General features: G+C 45.8%; 21 protein-coding genes. 8 read left to right on the top strand and 13 right to left on the bottom strand.

All coding sequences use genetic code 11. The features are described 5' to 3' along the window. Positions 1-33: 33 nt before the first annotated feature. From BMZ71_RS03755 to BMZ71_RS03740, 4 genes are read right to left on the bottom strand one after another with little or no spacing between them, the layout of a single operon-like run. On the bottom strand, positions 34-600 hold the full coding sequence (locus BMZ71_RS03755; protein WP_086988212.1) for an RDD family protein: 567 nt from the start codon (positions 598-600) through the stop codon (positions 34-36). After that, positions 600-1,640 carry a signal peptide peptidase SppA gene (sppA, locus tag BMZ71_RS03750; RefSeq protein WP_086988213.1) on the bottom strand — a complete coding sequence of 347 codons (1,041 nt, stop codon included), beginning with the start codon at positions 1,638-1,640 and terminating at the stop codon, positions 600-602. Before sppA ends, BMZ71_RS03755 begins: the two co-directional genes overlap by 1 nt. A 24-nt stretch (positions 1,641-1,664) precedes the next feature. Next, the gene (locus BMZ71_RS03745) at positions 1,665-2,861 is read right to left on the bottom strand and encodes an AI-2E family transporter (protein ID WP_086988214.1); all 1,197 of its coding nucleotides are present in this window, start codon (positions 2,859-2,861) and stop codon (positions 1,665-1,667) included. Positions 2,862-2,872: 11 nt separating this feature from the next. After that, on the bottom strand, positions 2,873-3,232 hold the full coding sequence (locus tag BMZ71_RS03740; protein WP_177187484.1) for a PTS glucitol/sorbitol transporter subunit IIA: 360 nt from the start codon (positions 3,230-3,232) through the stop codon (positions 2,873-2,875). 174 nt (positions 3,233-3,406) lie between these two features. Between BMZ71_RS03740 and BMZ71_RS03735 the strand changes: the two genes are divergently transcribed. The 3 genes from BMZ71_RS03735 to BMZ71_RS03725 all read left to right on the top strand — a co-directional run bounded on the left by BMZ71_RS03735 (position 3,407) and on the right by BMZ71_RS03725 (position 6,103). After that, a complete protein-coding gene (locus BMZ71_RS03735) occupies positions 3,407-4,438 on the top strand; it encodes a lactonase family protein (protein ID WP_068561701.1) in 1,032 nt (343 codons plus the stop codon). Between the two features lie 140 nt (positions 4,439-4,578). Beyond that, positions 4,579-5,481 carry a VOC family protein gene (locus tag BMZ71_RS03730; RefSeq protein WP_086988216.1) on the top strand — a complete coding sequence of 301 codons (903 nt, stop codon included), beginning with the start codon at positions 4,579-4,581 and terminating at the stop codon, positions 5,479-5,481. Positions 5,482-5,485: 4 nt separating this feature from the next. Continuing rightward, the gene (locus BMZ71_RS03725; protein ID WP_086988217.1) at positions 5,486-6,103 is read left to right on the top strand and encodes a flavin reductase family protein; all 618 of its coding nucleotides are present in this window, start codon (positions 5,486-5,488) and stop codon (positions 6,101-6,103) included. A 103-nt stretch (positions 6,104-6,206) separates the two neighbouring features. Here BMZ71_RS03725 and BMZ71_RS03720 read toward each other — a convergent pair whose 3' ends face one another. Beyond that, entirely contained in the window at positions 6,207-6,716 is a 510-nt protein-coding gene (locus BMZ71_RS03720; RefSeq protein WP_086988218.1) for a PTS sugar transporter subunit IIA, read from the bottom strand. Positions 6,717-6,935: 219 nt separating this feature from the next. Between BMZ71_RS03720 and BMZ71_RS03715 the strand changes: the two genes are divergently transcribed. Further along, positions 6,936-7,757: an undecaprenyl-diphosphate phosphatase gene (locus tag BMZ71_RS03715; protein ID WP_086988219.1), complete on the top strand. Its 822-nt coding sequence runs from the start codon at positions 6,936-6,938 to the stop codon at positions 7,755-7,757. A gap of 259 nt (positions 7,758-8,016) precedes the next feature. After that, on the top strand, positions 8,017-9,960 hold the full coding sequence (locus BMZ71_RS03710; protein ID WP_086988220.1) for a heavy metal translocating P-type ATPase: 1,944 nt from the start codon (positions 8,017-8,019) through the stop codon (positions 9,958-9,960). A 98-nt stretch (positions 9,961-10,058) separates the two neighbouring features. Here BMZ71_RS03710 and BMZ71_RS03705 read toward each other — a convergent pair whose 3' ends face one another. Continuing rightward, a complete protein-coding gene (locus BMZ71_RS03705; RefSeq protein WP_086988221.1) occupies positions 10,059-11,417 on the bottom strand; it encodes an aspartate kinase in 1,359 nt (452 codons plus the stop codon). Between the two features lie 212 nt (positions 11,418-11,629). On the opposite strand from BMZ71_RS03705, the gene BMZ71_RS03700 reads away from it, so the two are divergent. After that, positions 11,630-11,992 (top strand): DUF4828 domain-containing protein, encoded by a 363-nt coding sequence (locus tag BMZ71_RS03700; RefSeq protein ID WP_177187483.1) that lies wholly within the window; start codon positions 11,630-11,632, stop codon positions 11,990-11,992. A gap of 123 nt (positions 11,993-12,115) precedes the next feature. Here the strand turns inward: BMZ71_RS03700 and BMZ71_RS03695 are convergent, their stop codons facing one another. The 6 genes from BMZ71_RS03695 to BMZ71_RS03670 all read right to left on the bottom strand — a co-directional run bounded on the left by BMZ71_RS03695 (position 12,116) and on the right by BMZ71_RS03670 (position 22,133). Beyond that, complete coding sequence (locus tag BMZ71_RS03695) at positions 12,116-14,512, bottom strand: glycogen/starch/alpha-glucan phosphorylase (RefSeq protein ID WP_086988223.1); 2,397 nt, start codon at positions 14,510-14,512, stop codon at positions 12,116-12,118. A gap of 18 nt (positions 14,513-14,530) precedes the next feature. After that, positions 14,531-15,970, bottom strand: coding sequence for a glycogen synthase GlgA (gene glgA, locus BMZ71_RS03690; RefSeq protein WP_086988224.1), 1,440 nt, complete (start codon positions 15,968-15,970; stop codon positions 14,531-14,533). A gap of 17 nt (positions 15,971-15,987) precedes the next feature. Next, positions 15,988-17,133 (bottom strand): glucose-1-phosphate adenylyltransferase subunit GlgD, encoded by a 1,146-nt coding sequence (gene glgD / locus BMZ71_RS03685; protein WP_086988225.1) that lies wholly within the window; start codon positions 17,131-17,133, stop codon positions 15,988-15,990. Next, a complete protein-coding gene (locus BMZ71_RS03680; RefSeq protein WP_086988226.1) occupies positions 17,120-18,268 on the bottom strand; it encodes a glucose-1-phosphate adenylyltransferase in 1,149 nt (382 codons plus the stop codon). Before BMZ71_RS03680 ends, glgD begins: the two co-directional genes overlap by 14 nt. 58 nt (positions 18,269-18,326) lie before the next feature. Then, positions 18,327-20,237 carry a 1,4-alpha-glucan branching protein GlgB gene (gene glgB, locus BMZ71_RS03675; protein ID WP_245734376.1) on the bottom strand — a complete coding sequence of 637 codons (1,911 nt, stop codon included), beginning with the start codon at positions 20,235-20,237 and terminating at the stop codon, positions 18,327-18,329. Positions 20,238-20,849: 612 nt separating this feature from the next. Beyond that, entirely contained in the window at positions 20,850-22,133 is a 1,284-nt protein-coding gene (locus BMZ71_RS03670; RefSeq protein WP_086988227.1) for an alkaline phosphatase family protein, read from the bottom strand. 356 nt (positions 22,134-22,489) lie between these two features. Between BMZ71_RS03670 and BMZ71_RS03660 the strand changes: the two genes are divergently transcribed. Together BMZ71_RS03660 and BMZ71_RS03655 are read left to right on the top strand one after the other, a co-directional pair. After that, a complete protein-coding gene (locus BMZ71_RS03660; protein WP_086988229.1) occupies positions 22,490-23,542 on the top strand; it encodes an inorganic phosphate transporter in 1,053 nt (350 codons plus the stop codon). A 13-nt stretch (positions 23,543-23,555) separates the two neighbouring features. Next, positions 23,556-24,188 (top strand): DUF47 domain-containing protein, encoded by a 633-nt coding sequence (locus BMZ71_RS03655; RefSeq protein ID WP_086988230.1) that lies wholly within the window; start codon positions 23,556-23,558, stop codon positions 24,186-24,188. A 107-nt stretch (positions 24,189-24,295) separates the two neighbouring features. On the opposite strand, the gene BMZ71_RS03650 is transcribed toward BMZ71_RS03655, so the two are convergent. Further along, positions 24,296-25,426, bottom strand: coding sequence for a DUF4349 domain-containing protein (locus BMZ71_RS03650; protein ID WP_086988231.1), 1,131 nt, complete (start codon positions 25,424-25,426; stop codon positions 24,296-24,298). Positions 25,427-25,592 lie beyond the last annotated feature (166 nt).

Here is a 25,592-nt window from a genome sequence, read left to right as displayed (position 1 = left end):
TCGCATGCCGTTTTTCCACATTTGTTCTCTCTACTAGTAACTTTCTTGCAACGCACGGACACTGTTTTCCGTCACGACCGAAGTATCGCAAAGCAAATCGATCGGATGTTGTTTCTTGCTTTGGAAAGCAGCGACCAGATAGATGACTGCCACAGTTTTGCCAATGTAGCGGCCAACGCCTTCGCGGATCAAGACGGTCTGCCAACTGAGGTTTTCTTCCTTGAAGCAGACGACACGGATGCCGAAAATCATTTTCCCAACTGTTTGGCCGTTTGTATATTTCGTCGTCAGCATGAAATATCCGACAAGGATCAACAACTGAAGAAATCCGAATAAGGTCAAGGGATTGTTCCCTAGCATACTGATGCCGCCCAAAGCGAAAATCGGCTTGATCAAAATCCCTACCAATGCCTGCACAATCAGCAAGTCGACGAGGTAGGCAAACAACCTGATCCAAAAACCGGCGAATACGTAATCCGGATAGCGGTGAAACGGGCGTTCCTGCTGGTCGGAATAGCGTTCGGCTTCCTCCCAGGCTATTTTCTTTTTGCGGATTTCTTCCAAACGTTCTTCATGCGTAGTGGTTTGCTCTTCCATCATCACTCACCTCCGTAGAGATAAAGCAATCTCGGCGCGGCGGTTGTCCCGAAAGTGTCGCGTAGCAACTGCAGTTCAGAAAGCGTCTGATTTTCCTGGCTCGTCAGTTTGGCAGCCGCTTGAGCGAACAACCAAGAAAAATCGGAAAACAGGCCAGGTGTCGAAGTATAGTCGAATACTTCCGCATCCTCGAGGCCATAAGCGGTTTTCATCGCTTTCAGTGCATCATCCGTGTAGGCTATCTCATCCACCAATCCAAGTGCTTGAGCCTGTGTGCCGGAATAAATCATGCCATTCGCAACAGCGCGGACCTCTTCTTCCGGCATATCCCTTCCCGTTGAAACGACAGTGACGAAACGCTGATAAGCCTCATCGACGTAGGCTTGCAGCAACGCGCGTTCTTCCTCTGTCATATCCCGATCCGGCGACCCGATGTCCTTGAGGCTGCCCGACTTGATTGTGTTGTATTCGATACCCAGCTTTTCAAGCAGCCCTGAGTATTCGATCGCCTGCATGATGACGCCGATCGAACCGGTAGTCGTTTCAGCAGTGGCATAAATCTTGTCCGCACCAGCGGAAATGTAGTAGCCCCCACTTGCAGCAGTTGCTTGCATGGATGCATAGACCGGAAGTTCCTTTTCAGCAGCAATGCGGTACAATTTATCGTGCGCCTCCGCACTTTCATAGACCCCGCCGCCCGGGCTGTCGACTATCAAGAAGATCCCTTTGATTGTGTCATCCTCTTCGATGGCTTTCAACTGCTCCAAAAAAAGGTCATGATCGTAACTGGAGCCGTCCGTCAGCACACTGCCCGCACCTGATTGAATCGTCCCTTCGATATGCAGAACCGCAATCCGATTGCTGGCATCGCCACTTTCCATAACGTTTTCCTGCAAGTTCGTTCCTGGTATCAGATTGCCGGTAAGCTGGCTGAGGGAGTCTTCCGTTTGGTCAGCCAACCGGGTCGACAGAAATTGTGAACCAAGCGATGCCACGAAAAGAATCAGCGCGATCGCTACCGCAATCCATCTCTTTTTGTTCATCAAGCATTCCCCTTTTCATTTCGATTATTCTTGAAGATAATCCTCCTCAGAATCTTCTTCGATTTCAGGTTCATCCAAATACAATCCGGATATTTCCTTGTACCATTCAAAAATATGCATGAACAGCACTTTAAGAACAGCATAGCCGGGAATACCCAAGATAAAACCGGTCAGACCGAACAGTTTTCCTGCCGTAAGCAATACAAAGATGATCGTGACGGGATGGACCTCGAGATTGCTGCCGAGTATATGCGGTGAAATGACGCGTCCTTCAATGAATTGCTCGATTGAGAAAACCAGCAGCACTTTTGCCAGCATCAGCGGAGAATCCACTATCGCAACAATCACCGCGGGCACCATCGCAATGAAGGAACCCATATAAGGAATGATGTTCAGGAATCCGGCGAATATCCCAAGCACGATTCCGAATTTCATTCCGATGATGGCATAACCGATGACGAACATCAACCCGACAAAGAACGCAACCGTAATCTGACCGCGCACATACTGGCTGATCTGCGTGTTGACTTTCTTCAGCAAGTCCCCGATCGACTCCCGTAGGTTTGTAGGAAATAATTGCAGAAAAGTCATTGGCAATTTATCTCCTTCCTTCAGTAGATAATACAAGATGATAGGCATCGTGACGATTCCTACAAACGCATTCGTCAAAAGTCCCACAACGCTGCCTAATCCGCTGACCGTGTTCGACAACACCTCGTTCAGCTTCTCGGAGACGCTATTGAAGATATCTGCATTGATTTCGCTGATCTGTTCCTGCAAGGAAGTGAACCAATCATAGTTGATCAATTCAATCGTCATGCTCTCGATTGCCTGCCAATAAGTAGGAAATTCGCGGACTATCCCTATCGTCTGATCGCGGATGATCGGAATCAGGATTGCAAAACCCCAAATCATCATCAACAGCACCAGCACGAAGGCAATCCAAATACCTACGAATCGTTTTATCCCTCTCTTCTCCAACAGCGTTACAAAAGGGTTCAGCATGTAAAAGAAAATACCCGCCATTACCAGCGGAAAGCCGATGACACTGAAGAAGCTGCCGATTGGCCCTAAAAGATAAGAGATTTTTGAAAATACCAAAACAATCAGAAGAATGAGCAGAGTAATCAATAGAACAGTCACGAACTTGTTGTTCAGAAACCATTTTTCGAACCACGACAAACGATTCCTAGACGTTCCTTTACGTGGGGCTCTTTCCATTGGACTCACCTTCAATCTTTCTTCCTATAGGAAATGATCGTGCCATCCGTTATTGTCGGTAAAATGTGAGGGGTTAAATAAATGCTTGTTTCCAGGCGTTCTTCATCCCAATTTTTGAAAATCATGGTGGTGTGACCGATTGACTGTAAATTTCTGAGGACATGGTTACCGATATAGGATATGCGGTATTCCTGTTCATCAAACAAAATCCGGTCTCCGTCCGCCAGTTCGAACCATTCCTGGGGTTCGATGAAACGATGGATGACGGAAACTTGCTGCAAGGGCTCCGTTGCGCTGTCATCGAACAGAATGATCATTGGTTCTTTTATATCTATTGCTTTTTCTCCAATTTGAATTACTTTGCTTTGCATGTACATTTCCCCTTTTCAGACACTTTTTACAATTTCTATTCTATCACAGTTTTTTTGGCAAACCATCGATTATGCCGTTGAATCTAACTTTATTTACTTCGCAAGGTTTTTTCCCTGTCATTGTGGAGGGCATTTGTTATAATGGAATTATCATAATATTTAGGAGGTCTTTGGATGGAACAAGTTTTATATCTTGGCTCTTACACAAAAAGAGAGAGTAAAGGGGTTCATCAAATCATTTTGGACACCGATAAAAAAGAATTACGTGATTATCGCTTGATTGCGGAAGTCGACAGCCCTACTTATCTGGACTTATCTGCGGACAAAGAAACGCTGTACGCGATTTCCAAAACGGATGAAGGTGGTGGCATCACTTCTTTCAAAAAAAATGAAAACGGAAGCTATGACAAGGTGGCTGAAATTTCTGCTGAAGGATCTGCGCCTTGCTATATCTACTTCGACGAAGACAAAAAATTGATCTTCACTGCCAATTACCACGGTGGTTACTTGACTGTCTACAAAGAGAACGCTGATGGTTCATTCACAATGACAGACCGCGCACAACATGAGGGTTCGAGCATCCATGAAAATCAAACAATTCCGCATGTGCATTACAGCGCGCTATCTCCAGACAAGAAATTCTTGTTGGCTTGCGATTTGGGTACCGACGAAGTTTACACCTACACGGTTTCTGATGAAGGCAAACTGGCGGAAGTTGCCCGTTATAAAGCGACTCCAGGGACAGGCCCGCGTCACTTGGTTTTCCATCCAAACGGTAAAGTGGCTTACATGTTCGGTGAGTTGAGCAGCGATGTTGAGGTGTTGGCTTATGATGCAACAACAGGCACGTTCTCGTTATTGCAAGTCATCACGACCATCCCTGAAGAGCATACCGGTTTCAACGGTGGCGCGGCTATCCGCATTTCCGCAGACGGAAAATTCGTTTATGCTTCCAACCGTGGTCATGACTCATTGGTCGTCTATGCGGTATCCGAAGACGGCGAAACATTGTCGTTAGTGGAATATGTCCCTACCGAAGGAAACATCCCCCGTGACTTCAACCTGGATCCAAGCGGCCAATTCGTGATTGTAGCTCATCAGGATTCCGATAACCTGACTTTGTTCGAGCGCGATGCAGAAACAGGTAAATTGACGTTGCTGCAAAAGGACGTCTACGCGCCTGAGTGCGTTTGCGTGTTCTACTAGACTTCATACATTTCCCTCCACGTTCGGATGAACTTGGGGGGTTTTTGGTTATTGGCACAGCTGAGCAAAATAGTTACCTCGCTGAGGCGCTCTCCTGTATACTCGTTATATGTATCTTTTGAACGGAGGTTGGAGCTTATATGATTACCGGTTTTCACCATCTCACCGCCATCACCAAAGATGCGGAGAAGAACAAAACCTTTTACACCGATACCCTGGGTTTGCGTCTCGTCAAACAGACGGTCAATCAGGAAAACTTGACCGATCCTCACTTTTTTTATGGGGACTACAAGGGAACTCCTGGTACGATTTTGACTTTTTTCGAGCTGCCCAGAGTCGGCCAACGCCACGAAGAAGACAGCTTCATCCATGAAGTGCTGCTGAAAATCCCCCAAGGCAGTCTGCCGTTCTGGAAAAAACGACTTACGTCAAAGGCTGTTCGTTTGATTGCAAACGATGAAGTAAGCTGTTCTTTCTTGGACCCGGACGACATGAAAATCACTCTGGTTGAAGCAGCTGAAGTGATAGCACTCGAGCAGGCGACACGCCACAGCGACGTGCCCGCCCAATACCAGATCATCGGTATACTGGGCATCCATTACACTGTGGCCGACCTCGGAACAACGGAGGCTTTTTTTCGTGACGTGCTCGGCATGAGCCTGTTGGATCATGTTGCTCGCCCGATTTCTGCATTGGATGGGGAAAGTCGGCTGATCCAGTCCACTAGACTGAGGCGTTCCCGTTTAGGCAAAGGCGCCATCGACCACATCGCCTACAGCGTGCCTGAACGCAAAGACCTTGATTTGATTCTGGATAAGGCAAAATACAGGCAGATCACCGTTGAAAAAATCATCGACCGCGGTTATTTCCAAAGTCTTTACTTACGGGAACCAAACGGATTACGCATCGAAATAGCGACCGATTATCCAGGCTTCACACTTGACGAACCTTTGGAAAAACTCGGGGAAACGTTCGCTCTCCCTGATTTTCTGGAACCAAAGCGAAAGGCAATCGAAGCCAATATCCTTAAAAGAAAGAAGTGAGCATATGCAGCATTTCAATACTAAAGAACTCAACACAAAACAAATGTACAAATTTTTGACGGGGAGCATCATTCCCCGCCCGATTGCTTGGATCACTACCCAGAATCCGGAAACCCAGGTCGTCAATGCAGCGCCATTCAGCTTTTTCAGCGTCGCTTCGAACGTGCTGCCGCTGATCAGCGTGGCCATTCTGAGGAATGACGGGAAAATCAAGGATTCCGCCAGAAACCTGCTGGATTCCCGACAAGGAGTCGTCCACATCGTCAGCGAAGACTTGGTGGAGGAGATGAACAGGACGGCCGCTCAGCTACCGGACACAGAGAGCGAAATCGATCTGACGGAATTGACGTTGACCGCCAGCCACACTGTCACTGTACCCGCGATCAAAGAAGCGAAAATCCGCATGGAAACCACGGTGCATCAATATGTGCCTCTGACGGATGCTGATGGCAAAGTGCTGACGGATCTGTTCATCTTGCGCGTCGAAGATTTCCTTTTCGATGAAACTGTCTTCGATCACGAGAAACAATACGTTTGGGCCGACAAATTGGCGCCTGTCGCAAGGCTGGCCGGCAATGACTACACAAAGCTCGGAGAGATTTTTTCGTTGGAACGTCCTTAACGGGCTGCGCTCCATTTAGCCAAGGCCAAAGCATAGGGAGGCGATAGCGAAGCAAAAAGCTCCATCCGGCTAGCCGGATGAAGCTTTTTTTAAATTCATTCTGTTATTCTTTCGGCAGGACGCTTCCGATTTCTGCTTTTACGGCAGCCTCTCCGGTCACATCCAGGCTGAAACTTTTGACTTTATCCATATTTGTGATCACAACGACCATCGCAGAATCTTTGCCCGCTTCTTGCAGTTGTGCCAGATCAACTTTAGCAATGAGTGTATCGGCAGTCAAAGCCTGGCCTTCTTTCACAAAGACTTCGAATGGTTTCCCGTTTAACTCAACCGTGTCCAAACCCATATGCAACAAAAGTTCCAATCCGCTGTCCAACAGGATGCCTACCGCATGCTTTGTCGGGAATACGCTCAATACTTTTCCTCTTGCTGGAGAATAAATGTTTCCGTCAGTAGGAATGACCGCAAACCCGTCACCCATCATTTTTTGGGAAAAGACCGGATCTGCAACATCCGAAACTGGAACCACAATACCATTTGCTGGTGAATATAAGAGTTCTTTCTCAACCGGTAGTGTTTCCTTCTTATCAACCTTCTTAAAAAAACCAAACATGCTATCGCCTCTTTCTTATTTAAATGAGCTTATGCTAAAATTAGTACACTTCATTTTAACATAAATCGTTCGGTAATGTAAATTTTTTGAGCACCGCTTACATCGAAAAAGAAATAAACATCGTTAAGCAGAATACTTGAAAATAGTTGGCTAATCTTTTTCATTTCGCTATACTAGATGATGGAGCATCAAAATATTGGGCAACAGAAAGGATATTATATGGAATTTATGGAAATACTGAAAGCAATCATCCTCGGAATCGTCGAGGGAATAACCGAATGGCTGCCCATCAGCAGCACGGGTCATATGATCCTTGTAGAAGAATTCATCCAGTTGAACCTCTCGCAGGCATTCAAAGAGATGTTCTTCTATGTGATCCAATTAGGAGCTATCTTGGCTGTGGTCGTCATTTATTTCCACAAACTGAATCCCTTCTCTCCAAACAAAACAAAGGCAGAGAAGAACCAGACTTGGGATATCTGGAAAAAAGTGATCATCGGTTGTATCCCAGCAGGCGTAATCGGGTTACCTTTGAACGATTGGGCGGATGAAAATCTCTTGAACGCGACGGTCGTAGCTTTGGCACTGATCATCTACGGGATCTTGTTCATCGTGATCGAAAACAGGCACAAGGATCGCGAACCGAGCATTACCGATTTCAGCCAATTAACTTATATGAAGGCATTCCAGATTGGTCTGTTCCAAGCCCTCTCGATCATTCCGGGTACATCGCGCTCCGGTTCTTCCATCCTGGGGAGCATCGTATTGGGTACTTCACGCTTCATCGCGACAGAATTCTCCTTCTTCATGAGCATTCCGATCATGTTCGGAATCAGTTTTTTGAAGATCATCAAATTCGGCTTCAACTTTACCGGACTTGAATTCGCCGTTCTTTTATCAGGCATGCTTACCGCTTTCCTCGTTTCGATCGTTGCCATCAAGTTCTTGATCGGTTATCTGAAACGCAATGACTTCAAGGCATTCGGTTGGTATCGGATTGTCCTTGGTGCCATCGTCCTGATCTATTTTATGTTTGTCTGAAAAATGAGTTTCGCCATCCTTTTTGGGATGGCTTTTTATTTTGTCATCCAGAACATCTATAGTCCTTATTAACAATTATTATAATCTGCATTTTTTTGTTAACCTTCTGGTTTTATTGCTGTGAGTAATTTTCTACCGCTTCAAATTGTGTCTGATATATGGACATTGAGAATGAGATTCATTTCCGTTTGATTATAATGATTATAATCTGGATTTCTTTAGTGCTATCATGAAGGCATATAGGAAGGAGTGTCAAATCATGAAAGATTTATTCAAGAATAAAGCGATGATCGCAACCACGATCAGTGGCATTCTCATCATTCTTGGCATTGTGTTGCAATGGCAAAACTTTGATACAGCTGCAGCCATCATTTTCGTGTTATCGTTCATCATAGGCGGCTATAAACAAGCAAAAGAAGGATTCATCGATACAGTTGAAAATAAACACCTGAACGTCGACATATTGATGGTGCTTGCAGCAGTTGGCGCCTCTTTGATCGGCTACTGGATGGAAGGCGCATTGCTCATCTTTATCTTCTCGTTATCCGGTTCACTGGAGGAATACGCGACCGATAAAAGTACCCAAGCGATCACAGCGTTGATGAACATTGTCCCTGAAATCGCAAAACGCATCAATCCGGATGGCTCGATCGAAGACGTTGCAGTCAAGGATCTGAAAGTCGGCGATACATTGATGGTCCCTAAAGGCGCCAGCATCCCCATCGACGGCACGATCGCGTCGGGTCTAGGCCTGATCGATGAAGCCGCCATTTCCGGTGAATCCGTCCCTGTCGAAAAGACGGTCGGCGATGATATCTTCGGCAGCACGATCAACTTGAGTGAAGCTCTGACCATGACCGTCTCGAAAGAATCCAAAGATACTTTGTTCGCCAAAATCATCCGCATGGTGGAAGAAGCGCAAAAGACCCCTTCGAAGACAGCGAGCTTCATCAACCGCATTGAAAATACCTATGTTAAGATCGTCCTTGTTTTTGTGCCGGTCATGATTGCCGTTTTTTATTTCCTCCTGGATTGGGGTTGGAATGAATCATTCTATCGCGGCATGGTGCTGTTGACGGTCGCTTCCCCTTGCGCCTTGGTGGCATCGGCCACTCCTGCTGTCCTTTCCGCCATTTCCAATGCAGCCAAACGCGGTATCCTCTTCAAGGGTGGCATCGCGATCGAGAACTTCTCGGCCATGGATTGCATCGCTTTCGACAAAACAGGCACGCTGACGGAAGGCAAACCGGTAGTGACGGAAGCCAACTATCTGGCAGGCACGGATGAAAAACATATCATGTCCGTCGTCTATGCGTTGGAGCACTCATCGACCCATCCGATTGCTTCCGCGTTGGTACAACATCTCGAAACAAAAGAATATGTGAAGAACCAGATGGATTCAATCCAGGACCTTACCGGTTTCGGGTTGGCAGGTGAAGCGTTCGGAAGCAAATGGAAAATCGGCAAAAAGACCTTCGTCGTAACCGATGAACTGAACGAGCCGTCGTTCGTAAAGGAAGCTTTCGCACTCCAGAACGAAGGAAAAACCGTCATCTATGTTTCCCAGGATGATAAAGTCGTAGCCTATTATGCTCTATTGGATACACCCAAATCAGAGGCAAAAGACATGATCGCCTTTTTCAAAGCCAATGGCGTCCATACGATCATGATCACAGGCGACAATGAAGCTACCGGACAGACTATCGGCAAACAATTGGGTGTGGATGAGATCCGCGCGAACTGCCTTCCCGAAGACAAGACCACCATCCTGAAAGAACTTCAGGCTAAATACAAATTGGTCGGGATGGTTGGAGACGGCGTGAATGATGCACCCGCATTGGCGAACGCCGATATCGGCATCGCTATGGGGGAAGGGACTGACATCGCCATGGAAACAGCGGATGTGGTATTGATGAAGAGCGAATTGGACAAGCTGGAATATTGTTACGGATTATCGAAGAAGCTGAAAAAAATCACGATGCAGAACATCATCTTCTCAATCACCGTCATCCTCATACTGATTTTGTCCAACCTATTCCAACTGATCAACCTTCCGCTTGGAGTGGTCGGGCATGAAGGCAGCACAATACTGGTCATCTTGAACAGTTTGAGGCTGTTGGCGAATATACCCACCCATCACTTTCAAGGCACTGCCAAATCGAATGGGACGACTTCGAACACAGGACTTGCACACGAAAAATGAATACAAAAAGGAAAGCGTTCGGAGTCATAAACCCGAACGCTTTCCTTTTTCTATCGCTTGCACCGTGGACGAGAACAGCCACAGCTTATTCATTGCAGTCAGTCTTTTTGCGGGAAAAATGCATCGTAAAGCACTTTGACTGCTCTGGCTTCGTCCTTTTCGTCGATCCCGAACATGATGCTGACTTCTGAAGAGCCTTGGTTGATCATTTCCAGATTGATGTCCGCTTCAGCAAGTGCGGTACACGCTTTCGCCACAGTACCGACGGAATTGACCATGCCTTCGCCGACGATCATCAGGAGGCATATGCCGCCTTTTACGTGCACATCGTCCGCTTCCAATTCGTTCTTCAAGCGGTAAAGCAACTCTTGTTCCTGCTGCATCGTCATCTGATTGGCGCGCAGGATAATCGACAGATCGTCGATACCGGATGGCATGTGTTCGAAGTTCAAGTTGAAATCTTCGAATATCTGCAGCACTCTGCGTCCGAATCCGACTTCGCGGTTCATCAGGTATTTGCCGATGTAGATGCTCATGAATCCAGTCGAGCTGGCAATACCGGAAACAATCTGCTTGTTTTCAGGCTTCGTTCTCGTGATGCTTGTGCCTGGAGCTGATGGATTATTGGTATTTTTGACAACAACCGGGATTCCGGCGCTGAAGGCCGGTTGTAAAGCTTCATCATGGAATACGGAAAATCCGCTGTAGGATAATTCACGCATTTCACGATAAGTCAGTTGTTTGATTTTTTTCGGATGTTTGACCATTTTCGGGTTTGCAACATAAATGGCATCAACGTCCGTGAAGTTTTCATACAAGCTGGCTTTGACCCCGTTCGCGACGATTGCGCCAGAGATGTCCGATCCGCCTCTCGAGAAAGTCAACAGTTGGCCTTCTTTCGTGTAACCGAAGAATCCAGGGAAAATGATGACTTCTTTTGAATCCCGTAATGCGTAAAGGTTCTTGTATGACTCAGGTAATACCCGTGCGTTTCCTGGGTTGTCGGTGACCAAAAGTCCGGCATCCTTCGGGTTGATGTATTTGGCCGGAATGCCTTCTTTGTTGAAAAATGCAGCCACAAGAATGGCACTGTTGTTTTCACCGCTTGCTTTGTAAGCATCCAACGCATACAGCTCGTTGTAAAACTTCGCCTGGATCAATTCTTCATAGTTTTGGGAAATGATTTCCATGACACTCGGATCGATCTCCAATTCTTCGACGATATCTTGATATCTTTTCAGGATCGTCTTTAGTGTTTTTTTGTGATCTTCTTTGTTTTTCACCTCATCAGCCAGCTTGATCAACAGATCCGTAACTTTTTCGTCCGAGTCATTGCGCTTCCCTGGTGCTGAAACGACCACGATTCTCCTGTCTGCATCATCTTTTACAATCTGCAATACTTTTTTCAATTGAGTCCCATTCGCAAGGGAACTCCCGCCAAATTTAATAACCTTCAAACCGAACACTTCCTCGCTTGATTTCTTTAATGAATTTTTAATTTTGTAATTGTATTTTCATTTATGCTTTAGAATAGCATCATATCACGCCTATGGCAATTACCTTTTCAAACTTTACATCATTTGTAACATATTTGTATTGTTAATACTATGGCCATTTGCAAAAAAAGGAATATACTATGAGTTAACTTAATGTGGGAGGTTTCAAATCAGTGAAAAAAAATAATCCTTGGAGGATCGTCGTCGGATTGTCCGTAATCGCAAGCATCAGCTCTGCTTTGTTCAAGTCAAATCGCAATGCCGCTAAAAGCCCATCAACAACGTATACCCCTTACATCGGCACCTGGAAAAACGACGCACAGTCCTTGAAGGTTGAAATTACTGATAATCTGGAAATTCTCCTGAACAACAAAAAATTAAAGGCGACTCTCGAAGAAGCCAAGCCCAATGAATTGGTCTTCCGCGACCATTTCGGCTATTATTTGATTCTTAAAAAAGACACATCCCCTACACTAACCATCTATGATGAGGCGGAAGAACAAGAATTCTACTTCAAACGTGAAATAGATAAATAACGAATCGTTGACGCAACACCACGCCCCTGATCAGGGCTTTTTTTGTCGGGAATTACACCGCTAAACCACAAGCAAGGGCTACCCCATTTTTCGGGGCAGCCCTTGCTTTTAGTTAATGTTTGATCAGGACTGCGGTTTGATCTTCCAGATTTCGTCTGCGTAACGCAGAATCGTGTAATCCGATGAAAACGGCCCTGAGCTTGCGATATTCATCAATGCCATCCTGTTCCATCTGTCTCTGTCGGAAAAGGCCACATCCGCCTCATATTGCGCTTGTAGGTAACCATCGAAGTCCTTCAAAAGGAAATACTCATCATTGTACATGACCAGCGAATCGAAGATGTCGCGACCTTCCGTTTCAACGCCAGGAATCGACCCGTCAATGAGCAGATTCAGGATCCGTTTCAGACGCGGATTCTTTTCATAGATTTCCCTTGAATTGTATACGCCATTGCGGTAATACTCTTGCACCTCATCGCTCTTCAGGCCAAAGATGAAGATATTTTCATCACCAACATTGTCCCGGATTTCGACGTTGGCCCCGTCCAAAGTAGCCATCGTTACAGCACCGTTCGACATCAGTTTCATATTGCTTGTACCTGAAGCTTCCTTGCCGGCAAGAGAAATCTGTTCACTGATATCAGCAGCCGGAATGATCAATTCCGCCAAGGATACCCCGTAGTTCTCGACGAAAACGATCTTGATCTTGTCATTGATGGCAGGGTCGTTGTTGACAAGATCCGCAATCGCGTTGATCAGTTTGATGATTTGTTTTGCGTAGTAATAACTTGGGGCAGCTTTAGCACCGAAAATGAAGACGCGCTTCTGCAGATTTGCCTTCGGATCATCCTTCAGTTGCAGATATCTGTCCAGTATATGCAGCACATTCAGTAATTGGCGCTTATAAGCATGCAATCGTTTGATCTGCACGTCGAACAAAGCATTCGGGTCGATTTCGATATGCATCTCTTTCAGCACATAATCCGCGAAACGTTTTTTGTTTGCCAGTTTGACTTGCTCCAGTTTGTCCAGAACAATTTTGTTATCACGGTGGGCCTTCAAAACTTTGATTTCTTCCGGATCGCTCTTCCATTCCGTACCGATCGTCTCATCAAGCATTTCGGTCAGGTTTTCATTTGCGATCTGAACCCAACGCCTTTGCGTGATCCCATTCGTTTTGTTGTTGAATTTTTGCGGATACATCACGTAGAAGTCATGCAGCGTGTCCGCCATGAGTATATCCGTATGCAGTTTGGCGACGCCGTTTACGCTATGGCTGCCGATGATGGCGAGATTGGCCATCTTGATCTGGCCATTTGCGATGATGGCGGTGCGCTGGGTTAATTCTTCACCGTACAATGGCATCTTTTTGTCGATATGACGGCGGTTGATTTCCTGGATAATCTGATAGATACGCGGCAACAGATCTGAAATCATCGTTTCCGGCCAACGCTCCATGGCTTCCTGGAGGATCGTGTGGTTGGTATAACTGACAGTTTTCTTCGTGATTTCCCACGCCTGATCCCAAGTCAACTCTTCCTCATCCAACAGGATCCGCATCAATTCAGGGATCGCTAAAGTCGGATGCGTGTCATTGATATGGATGGCGATTTTATCCGGGAAAAGGCTCCAGTCCAGCTTTAATTGTTTGAAATAGCGGACAATGCTTTGGACGCCGGCAGAAGAGAAGAAGTATTCCTGTTGGACGCGCAAAAGTCGGCCCTCATAATTGGAATCGTCCGGATACAGTACCTCAGTGATGCGTTTGACTTCCTCGCGCTGTTCTTCTGTAGAAAAATGTGCCTCATCGCCGTATGGAATTTCCGCTGACCAAAGGCGCAGATTGTTGATGATTCCGTTGTTGTAGCCTATTTGAGCAGTATCGTAAGGAACCGCCAGGATATCCCTGGTGTTTTCGTGATGCACACGCAACTTGCCGTCCCCATCCTGCGTAAAACTGACATCTCCGCCGAAACGGACGATGACGGCTTTGTTCTCTTTCCGTACTTCCCATACGTTCCGATTGCGCAGCCAGTTTTCCGGCAATTCGATTTGGTAACCGTTTATGAATTTTTGCTTGAAAAGTCCATACCGGTAGCGGATACCGTTCCCGTTGCCGGCAAGTCCGGTCGATGCGATCGAATCCATGAAGCAGGAAGCCAATCTTCCGAGGCCGCCGTTCCCTAAAGCCGGATCGACTTCAGCGCGCGCCACCTCATCCAAATCCAACCCAAGCTCTTCCAAGCCTTGTTTGACGCAGTCCATTATCCCCATGTTCAGGAGATTGCTTTTCAGCATTCTTCCAGGAAGGAATTCCATGGAAAAGTAAAAGACTTGTTTTTCTTTTTTCTTGTTGTAATCCGTCACGGTTTGAATCCAGTCGTCAGAGTAGAGGCCCCGCACCAAATCCCCCAGAGCGATGTACTGCTCCGTTTTCGAACCCGACTCATAACCGTAAGCGAATAATTCCTCGAATTTCTTCTGGAATTCTTTCTTGAATTCTTGAACATCAAATGCCATTTACGTTTGCAACTCCTCTTATTCGTTTACTAATGACTGATAAACATCCAGATAATCTTTGGCCGGTTCTTTCCAGCTGAAATCCTGGCTCATCGCTTCGCGCACCATTTTTGCCCAGGCTTTCGGCTGATTTTCATATACGTCCAGCGCTCGGTAGATGGTTCCCAGCAGTGCATACCCGCTGAAATCAATGAAGGTGAATCCGGTTCCTTCTCCTGTGTAGGAATTGTAAGGGATCACCGTGTCTTTCAAACCGCCCGTTTCATGTACGATCGGCAAAGTTCCGTAGCGCAACGAAATCATCTGCGATAACCCGCATGGTTCGAAAGCGGAAGGCATCAGGAACAGATCTGCTCCTGCGTACATCTGCTGCGCCAAGGAGATGTCAAAATCGATGACCGCCGCGAAGCGGTCAGGATATTTTGCGGCAAAATAACGGAACGAGTTCTCGTATTGCTCTTCGCCGGTCCCGAGAATGGCAATCTGCACATCGCGCGCATTCAACAGTTCCTCGGTTTTTTCCTGCACAAGCTGATAGCCTTTTTGGTCAGTCAAGCGTCCTACACTCGTGATTAATGGAATATCCGGATTCACTTCCAGACCCAAACGTTCCTGCAGGGCTGCTTTATTTTTTGCCTTACCGGTCAAATCATCGGCTGTGAAATGGTATTCAAGTTTCGGATCGGTCTCCGGATCATTGACATCGTAATCGATTCCGTTGATGATCCCTCTGATTTTCCAGCTGTTGTACTCCAAAGTCCCCTCCAAGCCTTCACCGAATTCCTGTGTCTGGATTTCATTGGCATAGGATGGGCTGACAGTTGTGACAACGTCAGAGAAGTTGATGCCACCTTTCATGAAATTGACGCTGTCATAATATTTCACACCGGCTTCATGGTAGATGTTCATGCCGGTCCCGAAAATGCTGTTAAGAACGGACGGATCATAGACACCCTGGAAACGGATGTTGTGGATCGTGATGACTTTGCGGATGCCTTGATACGCTTCGATCCAATGATATTTGTCCACTAGCAGGGCAGGAACCATGGCGGTATGCCAATCATTCACATGGACGACATCCGGGATGAAATCAATTTTTTCCATCATTTCGCAGATCGCCAGCGAGAAGAAGCCGAACCTTTCGGCATCATCCATTTGGCCGTACAAGGACGGACGATCGAAATAGGCTTGATTATCGATGAAATAATAGGTTACGCCATCTAATTCCAAAGTTTTCACGCCGCAATACATGCTTTTCCAACCGACTTGCACACGGAAATGCAGCAATTCCTTGATATCTGCTTTGTATTTTGCAGGCATCGTCGAATAGTACGGAAGCACCACCCTGATATCCACGCCTTGTTTGACTAACTCCTTCGGCAGTGCGTACGCGACATCGCCGAGCCCGCCTGTTTTGAAGAAAGGAGCAGCCTCACTTGCGGCAAATAATATTTTCATCGTGCGCATCCTTCTTTCTAAACTGTGAGTGTTTTATTTTTTTCGATCACTACAATATTATCTTTCGTGCCTTTCAAAGTCACGCCGGGCCCGATGGTCACATTCTTGTCCAGGATACAATATTCAAGAATTGCGCCCTCACCGATTTCTGCACCCTGCATGATGATTGATTTGCGGACTTCGGCACCCTTCGCGATGTTGACTTTGCGGAAAATCAAGGAATCCTCGACAGTCCCTTCAACAAAACAGCCTGTTGCAAATTGGGCATTTTTTACATGGGCCTCTTTAGAATAATAAGTCGGTGCCCCGTTTTTCACTTTAGTGATGACGTTTTGGCTTCCGTGGAACAAAGATGAGAATTTGTTCTTTTCCAGCATTTCCATATTCGCATTGAAGTAGGCAGGGATAGAATCGATATTGGCCATATAGCCTGTGTATTCGTAAGTATTGATTTGGTATTCAGGCATGTAATGTTCGATCAGTTTGCCCGAATCCAGTTGCACATCCTCCGCTTCGGCACGTTGGATCAATTCGAGCATTTTGTCCGCTCTCATGAAGTACATGTTCATTGATATTGCCAGACGTTCGAGATCCTCAGGTGCATCTTTGGCATCCGTCAAGCGCACCAAATATTCATCGCGATCGATCTTCAAAACTTTTTCATCCGGTCTGTTTTCAAGGAAGGATCTAGGAACGGTCTTGTAGACTACCGTTAGAGCGCCATCCTTTGCCAGATGATGCTGCATGATGGCTTTGATGTCGACATTCGCCAAGATCTTGCTGCCCATCACGATGACGTATTCGCCTTTTGAACGTGCGATGAATTCTTTATGGTTCATATAGTAATCCATATCGTCGCCATTGTGCTCTTGGATCTCTTTAAGCAATTGTTGGGAATAAGTGAAGATTCCGCCTGTCAAGCCGGATTCCAGGTTCCATACAGATCCACTGCGGATATGGTCATAGATTGAACGGCCACTGCCCGCGATGAAAATACCCACTGAGTTGATTTCAGCATGGCTGATGCTTGAAAGATTGAAGTCGATCAATCGGTAACGGCTAGCGAACGGTAGTGAAGCAATCGGGCGGGCCTGCGTCAAAGGTTTCAACGCTTTTTCGTCCTCGGTCAGGTTTAATATGGCACAGATACTATTCATCTTCATCTTTCAGTCCTCCTATAACTTCAGCATATCCGACAACTTCGATTTCACCGTTTTTGCCGATGACATTGGCATTGTCAGCAATTTTTGCATTTTCACCGATGATGGCATGCTCGATTGTGACATTCTCCCCAATCGTTACATTGGCCATGATCAAACTATCACGCACGACAGATCCGTTGCCGACCCGAACATTTTGGGAAAGGATCGAATGGGTGATTTCACCTGCTACATAACAACCATCCACTATCATGGAATCCGTCACATTGGATGTCTCCGTCAAGAATTGTGGAGGGGATACCGGATTTTTTGAATAGATGCGCCACTCTTCATCCCTGATGTTCAGGATATGGTTAGGATCCAAAAATTCCATGTTTGCTTCCCAAAGGCTTTCGATTGTACCGACGTCTTTCCAGTAGCCGTCGAAAGCGTACGCAAAGCAGTTTTCGCCGTTCTCAAGGTAGGCCGGAATGACGTTCTTGCCGAAATCTTCCATCTCACGCTGTTTCGCTTGATCCTCCACCAAATATTTACGGAGCACTTGCCAGTTGAAGATGTAGATACCCATCGATGCCAAATTGCTTTTCGGCTCTTTTGGCTTCTCATCGAATTCGATGATGCGGTTCGTCTGATCCGTATTCATGATCCCGAAGCGGGGTGCTTCTTCCATCGGAACAGGGATGACGCCGACAGTCAAGCTGGCATGGTTCGCTTTATGGAAATCCAGCATATGCGAGTAGTCCATCTTGTAGATATGGTCACCGGACAATACCAGGACATATTCCGGATTGTATCTGTCGATATAGGCGATATTTTGATAAATGGCATGCGCAGTTCCCTTGAACCACTTTTCGCCATCAGCACTCGAATACGGCTGCAGAATCGTAGCACCCCCATTACCGCCATTCAGTCCCCATGATTCACCGTTGCCGATGTGCTCATTCAATTCCAAAGGTTGATACTGTGTCACTACCCCGACTTTATTGATGCCTGAGTTCGCGCAGTTACTTAAAGCAAAATCGATAATTCGGTATTTTCCTCCGAACGGAACGGCCGGTTTGGCTGTTTCGCGCGTCAATTTCCCAAGCCGAGTTCCTTGCCCTCCGGCTAATATCATTGCTACCATTTGATTTTTCATAGTATCAGGAAGAATGCCTCTTCCTTTCCCCTCCTTCTCATCGTATCTATCTGTTTATCTATTTATTAACACCAAAAACGCGTTTTGGTTTGATGAACAAAACTCCTAATGCGGGTAATGTGAATTCGATCGAGAAAGGCTGACGGTTCATGCCGTCCAGGCTGGTGATCATTTCCGGAATATTTTTTGTCCATGTACCGCCGAATTCCTGCATTTCAGTATTCAATAATACTTCGTAGTGGCCTTCGTACGGTACGCCTACCTGGAATTTACGTCGCTCGACAGGCGTGAAGTTGCACACGACAATCAGAAAATCGCGCGGTTTATCACCAGTTCTTATGAAAGAAAGGACTGACTCCTGGTTATTGTCCGCGTCAAGAAGCTCCAGACCCGTATTTGCATCATCGACTTCATGCAAAGCTTTCGTATCTTTGTAAAGATGGTTCAAGGTTTTGATGTAATGCTGGAACTCCGGATTGAACTCGTTGTTCAGGACACCCCATTCGATTTGATCATAGAAGCGCCATTCCAGGAATTGACCGATTTCATTCCCCATGAAGTTCAATTTTTTGCCTGGGTGAGCCATCATATAGGCTTGCAGCGTCCGTAAGCCCGCAAATTGCTTATAGCGGTCTCCCGGCATTTTGGCCAAAAGGGATTGTTTCCCGTGGACCACTTCATCATGAGAAATAGGCAGTATAAAGTTCTCATTGAAAGCATACATAAACGAAAAGGTGATCAGGTTGAAATTGTCTTTTCGGAACAAAGGATCCATTTCGAAGAAGCGCAAGGTATCATTCATCCACCCCATATTCCATTTATAGTTGAACCCAAGCCCACCTGCCTCGATTGGTTTCGTGACGTTGGCCCAAGCAGTACTCTCTTCCGCGATCATGTATGTGTCCGGCTGGCGTTCGAATACTTTTGTGTTCATCTTCTTGAGGAATTCGATTCCTTGGCGATTGTGATTGCTGCCATCTTCATTCGGTGTCCATGGACCTTCATCATAGTCAAGATAAAGCATATTCGAAACGGCATCGACACGGATTCCATCAAAATGGAACTCTTGCAGCCAGAAAATGGCGTTCGAAATCAAGAAGCTGTGCACTTGTGCTTTTCCCAAGTCAAAATTCAATGTCCCCCAACGGTTGTTGATGGCGCGATTCGGATCGGCATATTCAAAAGTCGGTGTACCATCAAAATAGGACAACGCATAATCATTTTTGCAGAAATGGCCGGGAACCCAATCCATGATGACGCCGATTCCTTCTTTATGCGCTTCTTCCACAAAATCCCTCAGCTCAAGCAAATTCCCGTAACGCGCAGCCACCGCGAAGTACCCGGTGATTTGATAGCCCCAAGAAGCTTCCAACGGATGTTCCATCAAAGGCATGAATTCGATGTGCGTGTAGCCCATTTCCTTCACATATGGAATCAACGTTTCAGTAAGATCTTTAAAGGAATACCAGCTGCCATCATCATGCTTTTTCCATGAACTGAAATGCACTTCATAAATGTTAAGCGGTTTTTGATAAATGGACTTTCTTTTTTTGTTTGCCGCCCATCTGCCGTCTTTCCATTTTTTCTCAGGCATGTCAAACACAACTGACGCGTCTTTTGGAGGAACTTCATACGCGAAAGAATAAGGATCGATTTTATATTTTTTCTTGCCGTTTTTGTCTTCGATATAATATTTGTAACAGTCTCCTTGCGCAGCAGCCCCCGTAAAATGCGACCACCCTCCGGTCTTGCCGATTTTTTGCATTTCTACGGGTTTCCATTCAGTAAAATCCCCGACCAAGGAAACAGTTTTTGCATGGGGTGCCCAGACTGTGAAACGCCATCCTTCAATCCCATTTTCGGTCCGTTGTTTACTTCCTAAAAAGCGGTAACTTTCAAGATGTTCCCCGATGTTGAACAAATACATCTCTTTTTCCAACTCTTTAAGTATGTTCATTTTTGCACTCATCCAGACACTTCCCTTACAATTATATTGCTGTAACAAAACGATCCAATAATGATTTATTTAATCATGCTAGGCCCTTTCATTAATATATATCCATAATACCATGTTTAAGATGATTTTGCCATAATTCATAATAAATATATTGAAACTCAACGTGTTTTATAAACAGTAATAATCTATCAGCCTTAATCGATTTTTTATACAAACACAACATTGTAAACGCTATACTAATGTAAGCTATAAATATCACTTTGTAGACTTCGACTGACTCCTAAAAAATGAGTAAAAAGTTAGATAATGATGAGAAATGGATCAAAAAAGCTTGTTGCAGCAACACTCTGACAATCTCTCTTTATAAACAGAAACAAGAAAACATACAGAAAAAGTTTGTTTTATATTTCCCATTTAATAATTTGAGAAGCTCCAAACTTGTTGCCGCTTACATATACAAGGAAGAAAAAACCTGTTTTGCGAAGATTGTGGCATAATTTTTACAATTCAGGATTATTTTTACTTGATATTTAAAAACGTTGAAACAGTGGGCTTTAACTTAAGGCACAACTTCCGGTGCACCCCCAATTTAATCGGAATCTTAAGAGGATTGAATGCTACTGATTACAGAAATATTTTGTTGATGATCCTGCCATCAGTAGCCTCCGGAAATTTCAATCCGATTGCATGCAACAAGGTTGGCCCTTCATCTATCAGCCTGCCCTTTTCCACAACTGCATCTTTGTCGATGCCGGGTCCGGAAACCATCAGCGTCGTGGCATATTTTTTCTTTTTTGGACTGAAGCCGTGCGTTGCGCTGTGTAATTTTCTGTCGGGAAGATTTTTGGCGGTACTTTCCATGAAAGGATAGAGCACATCGCTTTCGAAATAATAACCCGGCTTTGCTTCCAGAATGAAGAGACCATTCTCATCCGCTCCCATTTTTCTGGCTTCTGCAGCCGAATAAATGGTCTCGACCCTGTCTTCGATACCTTTCAATGCATCCAGGATCATTTTATTGGTGACACTGAGATCTTTCCGGTAAATATAGCAAGCCCCATCTGCGGCTTTTGCCAGCACTTTCCAGTCCTTGATATTCCTTTTGCGATCAATCGTCTGCCACCCTTTATCCAAAAATAAGTAATTTGGGCGAATGACTGTGTGCGTATCGATCTGGTAATGATCGCCCATCACTGCCAACACGGTATCTTCATAAATGTTCATTTCCTTCATTGCATCAATGATCTGTCCGAGATGGCGATCCATCCTGATAACAGCTTCTTTTGCTTGATCGCTCAAAACGCCATACTCATGGCGCATGCTGTCCAGATCCACCAGATGGACAGCCAACAGATCCGGCTGCTTCGTCTTGATTGTATCGACCGCTATCGCAGTCACAAATTCATCCAATTCCGGCTGGGCTATCCCGTTCCGCAATGAACCATATTTTTTATTCATCTTCAGCGCATATTTTGTGCTGGAGGCAAAAGCAGAAACCATCACCTGGTTTTGCCAAGACCTATTCGGAAAAATTTCAGCTAGATTGTAATCGATGGAAGGGCTTTTCCCCGTGACCGGCCAAAGCAAAGTGCAGATTGTGTATCCCGCCTGCTTGGCGACATCAAACATCGTTGCCTTCTTTATTTCTTTGGCGTACCAATACCAGTCGGGTGACTGCCTTTCCGGTTGCCGATGGGTATTATGGATGATTCCATGACGGTTTGGATTCATCCCTGTTGCAATTGAAGTATGCGCTACGTATGTCAAAGATGGATAGACCGACTCCACTTCTTTGACGCGTGCGCTTCTGTTAAAAATTTCCTGGAAATGGGGCAGCGTCTTGGCAAATTCTAAGTCACTGGCACCAAATGCATCTAATGAAATGATATACAGTTTTCTTTTTACCATAATATATACCCTCCTATCCTACTATTTTACCATATATCAGAACCCGCATGGATACCGCAAAAGATTTAATTTCAGTATTCTTGCGAATGTGACAGCATTCATTTCGGAAGCGTCTTTCAAAAACGAAAACAGTAGTCTATTGTTCACTGCTTTTCTTTCAAAAAAAGCTATTCTAATTTTGTTCAGGAAGGAGTAGAATGTATATTGTTCATCATCTAACAATAAGATAGCGGACTCACCAAGCTTGCTGCCTCTGCCCAATAAGGAATCCGGCTGTACTTTGCAGCCTTCCGAAATGAAAGCGGATGGTTTCATTTAATTGAGAACGCTACGAAGAAAGCGTGGAAGTGCAATCTATGACAATTACATTTTCGGATTTTATCGACAGCATCCAGACGAACCCTATTCTTTTGATCATAGTGGTATTGACTTTGGGTGTGATTTTAGTGAACGGTTGGACCGATGCTCCGAACGCAATCGCAACGTGTGTATCCACCCGATCCATCGCTCCAAAAAAAGCCATTCTTATGGCTGCCGTATTCAACTTTCTGGGCGTGTTCGTGATGACATCCATCAACGCGACAGTTGCCCAAACAATCGCAAATATGGTCGATTTCGGGAACGACCCAAAACTTTCGATTATCGCTCTCTGTGCTGCTCTTTTCGCAATCGTGCTTTGGGCAACGGCAGCCTGGTATTTCGGAATTCCGACCAGCGAAAGCCATGCGCTCATTGCAGGCATTTCAGGGGCTGCGATTGCACTTCAAGGTGGGTTCGGCGCCATCAACGGATCAGAGTGGATCAAAGTCATCTACGGTCTGTTCCTCTCCACCATCTTGGGCTTCGGCTTCGGATTTGCCGTATCGAAGATCACCACCACCATCTGCAAAAATAAGCTGCGGCAAAAAACGGGGCCTTTTTTCCAAAAGGGACAGGTCTTAGGAGGAGCGGCGATGGCCTTTATGCACGGCGCTCAAGATGGTCAAAAATTTATGGGGATTTTCATGCTGGGAATTTTCCTTGGCCAAGGAAATAGCGATACAACGCAATTCATCATCCCACTTTGGCTCATGATTCTCTGTTCATTCGTGATGGCCTTAGGTACGTCCATCGGCGGCTATAAAATTATCAAAACCGTGGGCATGAACATGGTTAAGTTGGAAGGTTACCAAGGCTTCAGCGCGGACGTCGGCGCGGCAGCCTGTCTTTTACTCTCTTCCATCTGGGGATTACCGGTCAGTACCACACATACAAAAACAACTGCCATCATGGGCGTTGGGGCTGCCAAAAGACTATCATCGGTAAATTGGATCACAGTTAAAGAAATGGTGTGGGCTTGGGTACTGACTTTCCCGGGCTGTGGTCTGGTAGGCTATCTGATGGCGCTAATATTCATGAATATATTCTGAGGAGATTGCAATTATGCTTAAGAGAAAAAAAACAAAAGAATACAGTTACTATCAAGAATTTATCGAAGTTTCCGCAATGGGCGTTGCCGCAGCCAAGCTGATGACCAGTATTTTGAATGACTATAATCTTGAGACTCTGGAAGCACGGCTGAAGGAACTGCACGAGATCGAACATGCAGCGGATCAGAAGAAACATGAGATGATGAGCTACCTGTACAGTGATTTCCTGCCTCCACTCGAACGTGAGGATATCATCAACTTGGCTGGTGAATTGGACACAACCATCGACACAATCGAAGATACGCTCATCCACATCGATATTTATCAGATCAAAGAAATCACGCCGGAAATGCTGAAATTTATGGACATCATCGAAAAAAGCGCATTGAGTCTTGACGAAGCCATCAACGACCTGAAAAATTTCAAGAAATCAAAAGTGATCAAGGATGCCATCATCGCAATTAATCGCCTTGAAAAACGGGGAGATTCCCTGTATACTCGTTCGGTCAAAAAATTATTTGTCGAACAGAAAGATGCACTGGCGACAATGGCGACGACGAACATTTACGACCGGTTCGAACGGGCTACCGATTCCTTTGAGGCTGCGGCCAATGTCATCGAAACGATCGTCCTGAAAAATTCATAATATTTTTTTGATTATGCAATCCGCATAGCCAAAAATAAAGAAGCAGCTACCGAATCCGCTGAGATTCGATGGCTGCTTCTTCTGTTTCATAGGCGTGCTTGCTGAATTTAAGGTTCCAATGGGTCTTCCTTATCGCCTTCTTCAGTCGCATTTCCCTTTGCGTCTTCATTTTTTGCTGTCGGAGTTTCCGGAATGGGTGGCACGACATCTGTCGGCGATGCCGGCGGTGTCACTGTGGTCTTGGATGCAACAGTTGTTCCTCCCGGTTTTCTTGGGTGGGTCCGGTCAAACCGTTCTTTCCGGCGCGCTTCGATCCGTTTTCTTTCCAGAAGCTGCTTTTCAGCTCTTTGTTTGCCCCAAATCGTTTTACCGAACAGTTTTTTGATTACCCATAAAAGCAACAACAACAATAGAACGGCTACAAAGAAGGGCAGTGCATAGATGAACCAGATTGCGGCATCCTGCAACCAATAGTAGAAGGAATAAAGCGAATCGGTGAACGCATCCTTGACGCGACCCCAGAAAGGCGTCGATCCGCCTTGGTTATTCGAGATGCGCGAACGCTCGGAAACGGTCAGATACAAAGCCGTATAGTCGATCAAGTCATCGATGTTGTCCAACTCAGCCTGAAGTACTTCCCTTTCGGATATGGCAGCACTGAGACTGTCTTCGATAGCCAGGATCTCCTCGACTGTTTCTGCTTGATCGAGCAGCGCCAACAAACGCTCTTCTTTCCTTTGCAGTACGCTGATGCGCGTTGTTGTGTCCTCGTAATATTGCGTCACGTCCTCATTGCCCTGCTGCTCGCTGACTTTTGTGCCCAAGCCGCCCTCCAGATCATCCAAGAAGGCCGTCACGGAATCTTTCGGGATCCTTATCGTGTAACTGCCTTGGCGATAGCTTTGACTCAATGAAGAGGTAGTATAGAACATGTCGCCGCCGCTGGATTCGTAGGAGTACTCAACATAGGCCCCGTACTTAGCGACAATTTCCTTCAGATAAGCGATGGAATCATCATATTTCAACGTTTCATAGGAAAGGTGGACGGTGGTCACTACCTTTTCGCCGATAAGCAAACCCGCTCCTACTTCTCCATCCATTTTGGATATTTCGGTCGTCACGTTGTCTACTCCGACAGCGTCCTGTTGCGAAACACTCGTTTTTTCCGTCGTTATGAATGAGCAACCCACCAGCGAGAATGACAGCAGCGATAGTATCAATAATTTCAGTTTTTTCAATTGAGGCGCCTCCAATCTTTCCTGAATTTCCTACTTAGATTATACCGCAATGAGGCCGCACCGCCTAATAAAGCCCTTGCAGGTTTGGGGTCCGGCTGTGGTTGATTTAGTTGGCTTGGCTGGAGAACATCTGAAGAAATCGAAGGACCGAGCGCTTCTCCGGTGA

This window comes from Trichococcus flocculiformis (assembly GCF_900113645.1).
Taxonomy (GTDB): Bacteria; Bacillota; Bacilli; order Lactobacillales; family Aerococcaceae; genus Trichococcus; species Trichococcus flocculiformis.
The sequence above is the reverse complement of the archived record's forward strand: the minus strand, read 5'-3'. Positions and strand labels throughout refer to the sequence as shown.

What these genes read in the sequence shown, in the direction of transcription:
- BMZ71_RS03725 (WP_086988217.1), top strand. Translation starts at nt 5,486, where the DNA reads ATGCAGCATTTCAATACTAAAGAACTCAACACAAAACAAATGTACAAA.
- BMZ71_RS03655 (WP_086988230.1), top strand. Translation starts at nt 23,556, where the DNA reads ATGCTTAAGAGAAAAAAAACAAAAGAATACAGTTACTATCAAGAATTT.
- BMZ71_RS03695 (WP_086988223.1), bottom strand. Translation starts at nt 14,512, where the DNA reads ATGGCATTTGATGTTCAAGAATTCAAGAAAGAATTCCAGAAGAAATTC.
- glgD (WP_086988225.1), bottom strand. Translation starts at nt 17,133, where the DNA reads ATGAAGATGAATAGTATCTGTGCCATATTAAACCTGACCGAGGACGAA.
- BMZ71_RS03715 (WP_086988219.1), top strand. Translation starts at nt 6,936, where the DNA reads ATGGAATTTATGGAAATACTGAAAGCAATCATCCTCGGAATCGTCGAG.
- glgB (WP_245734376.1), bottom strand. Translation starts at nt 20,237, where the DNA reads ATGAGTGCAAAAATGAACATACTTAAAGAGTTGGAAAAAGAGATGTAT.
- BMZ71_RS03755 (WP_086988212.1), bottom strand. Translation starts at nt 600, where the DNA reads ATGATGGAAGAGCAAACCACTACGCATGAAGAACGTTTGGAAGAAATC.
- BMZ71_RS03680 (WP_086988226.1), bottom strand. Translation starts at nt 18,268, where the DNA reads ATGAAAAATCAAATGGTAGCAATGATATTAGCCGGAGGGCAAGGAACT.
- BMZ71_RS03660 (WP_086988229.1), top strand. Translation starts at nt 22,490, where the DNA reads ATGACAATTACATTTTCGGATTTTATCGACAGCATCCAGACGAACCCT.
- BMZ71_RS03740 (WP_177187484.1), bottom strand. Translation starts at nt 3,232, where the DNA reads ATGCAAAGCAAAGTAATTCAAATTGGAGAAAAAGCAATAGATATAAAA.
- sppA (WP_086988213.1), bottom strand. Translation starts at nt 1,640, where the DNA reads ATGAACAAAAAGAGATGGATTGCGGTAGCGATCGCGCTGATTCTTTTC.
- BMZ71_RS03720 (WP_086988218.1), bottom strand. Translation starts at nt 6,716, where the DNA reads ATGTTTGGTTTTTTTAAGAAGGTTGATAAGAAGGAAACACTACCGGTT.
- BMZ71_RS03745 (WP_086988214.1), bottom strand. Translation starts at nt 2,861, where the DNA reads ATGGAAAGAGCCCCACGTAAAGGAACGTCTAGGAATCGTTTGTCGTGG.
- BMZ71_RS03670 (WP_086988227.1), bottom strand. Translation starts at nt 22,133, where the DNA reads ATGGTAAAAAGAAAACTGTATATCATTTCATTAGATGCATTTGGTGCC.
- BMZ71_RS03730 (WP_086988216.1), top strand. Translation starts at nt 4,579, where the DNA reads ATGATTACCGGTTTTCACCATCTCACCGCCATCACCAAAGATGCGGAG.
- BMZ71_RS03710 (WP_086988220.1), top strand. Translation starts at nt 8,017, where the DNA reads ATGAAAGATTTATTCAAGAATAAAGCGATGATCGCAACCACGATCAGT.
- BMZ71_RS03735 (WP_068561701.1), top strand. Translation starts at nt 3,407, where the DNA reads ATGGAACAAGTTTTATATCTTGGCTCTTACACAAAAAGAGAGAGTAAA.
- glgA (WP_086988224.1), bottom strand. Translation starts at nt 15,970, where the DNA reads ATGAAAATATTATTTGCCGCAAGTGAGGCTGCTCCTTTCTTCAAAACA.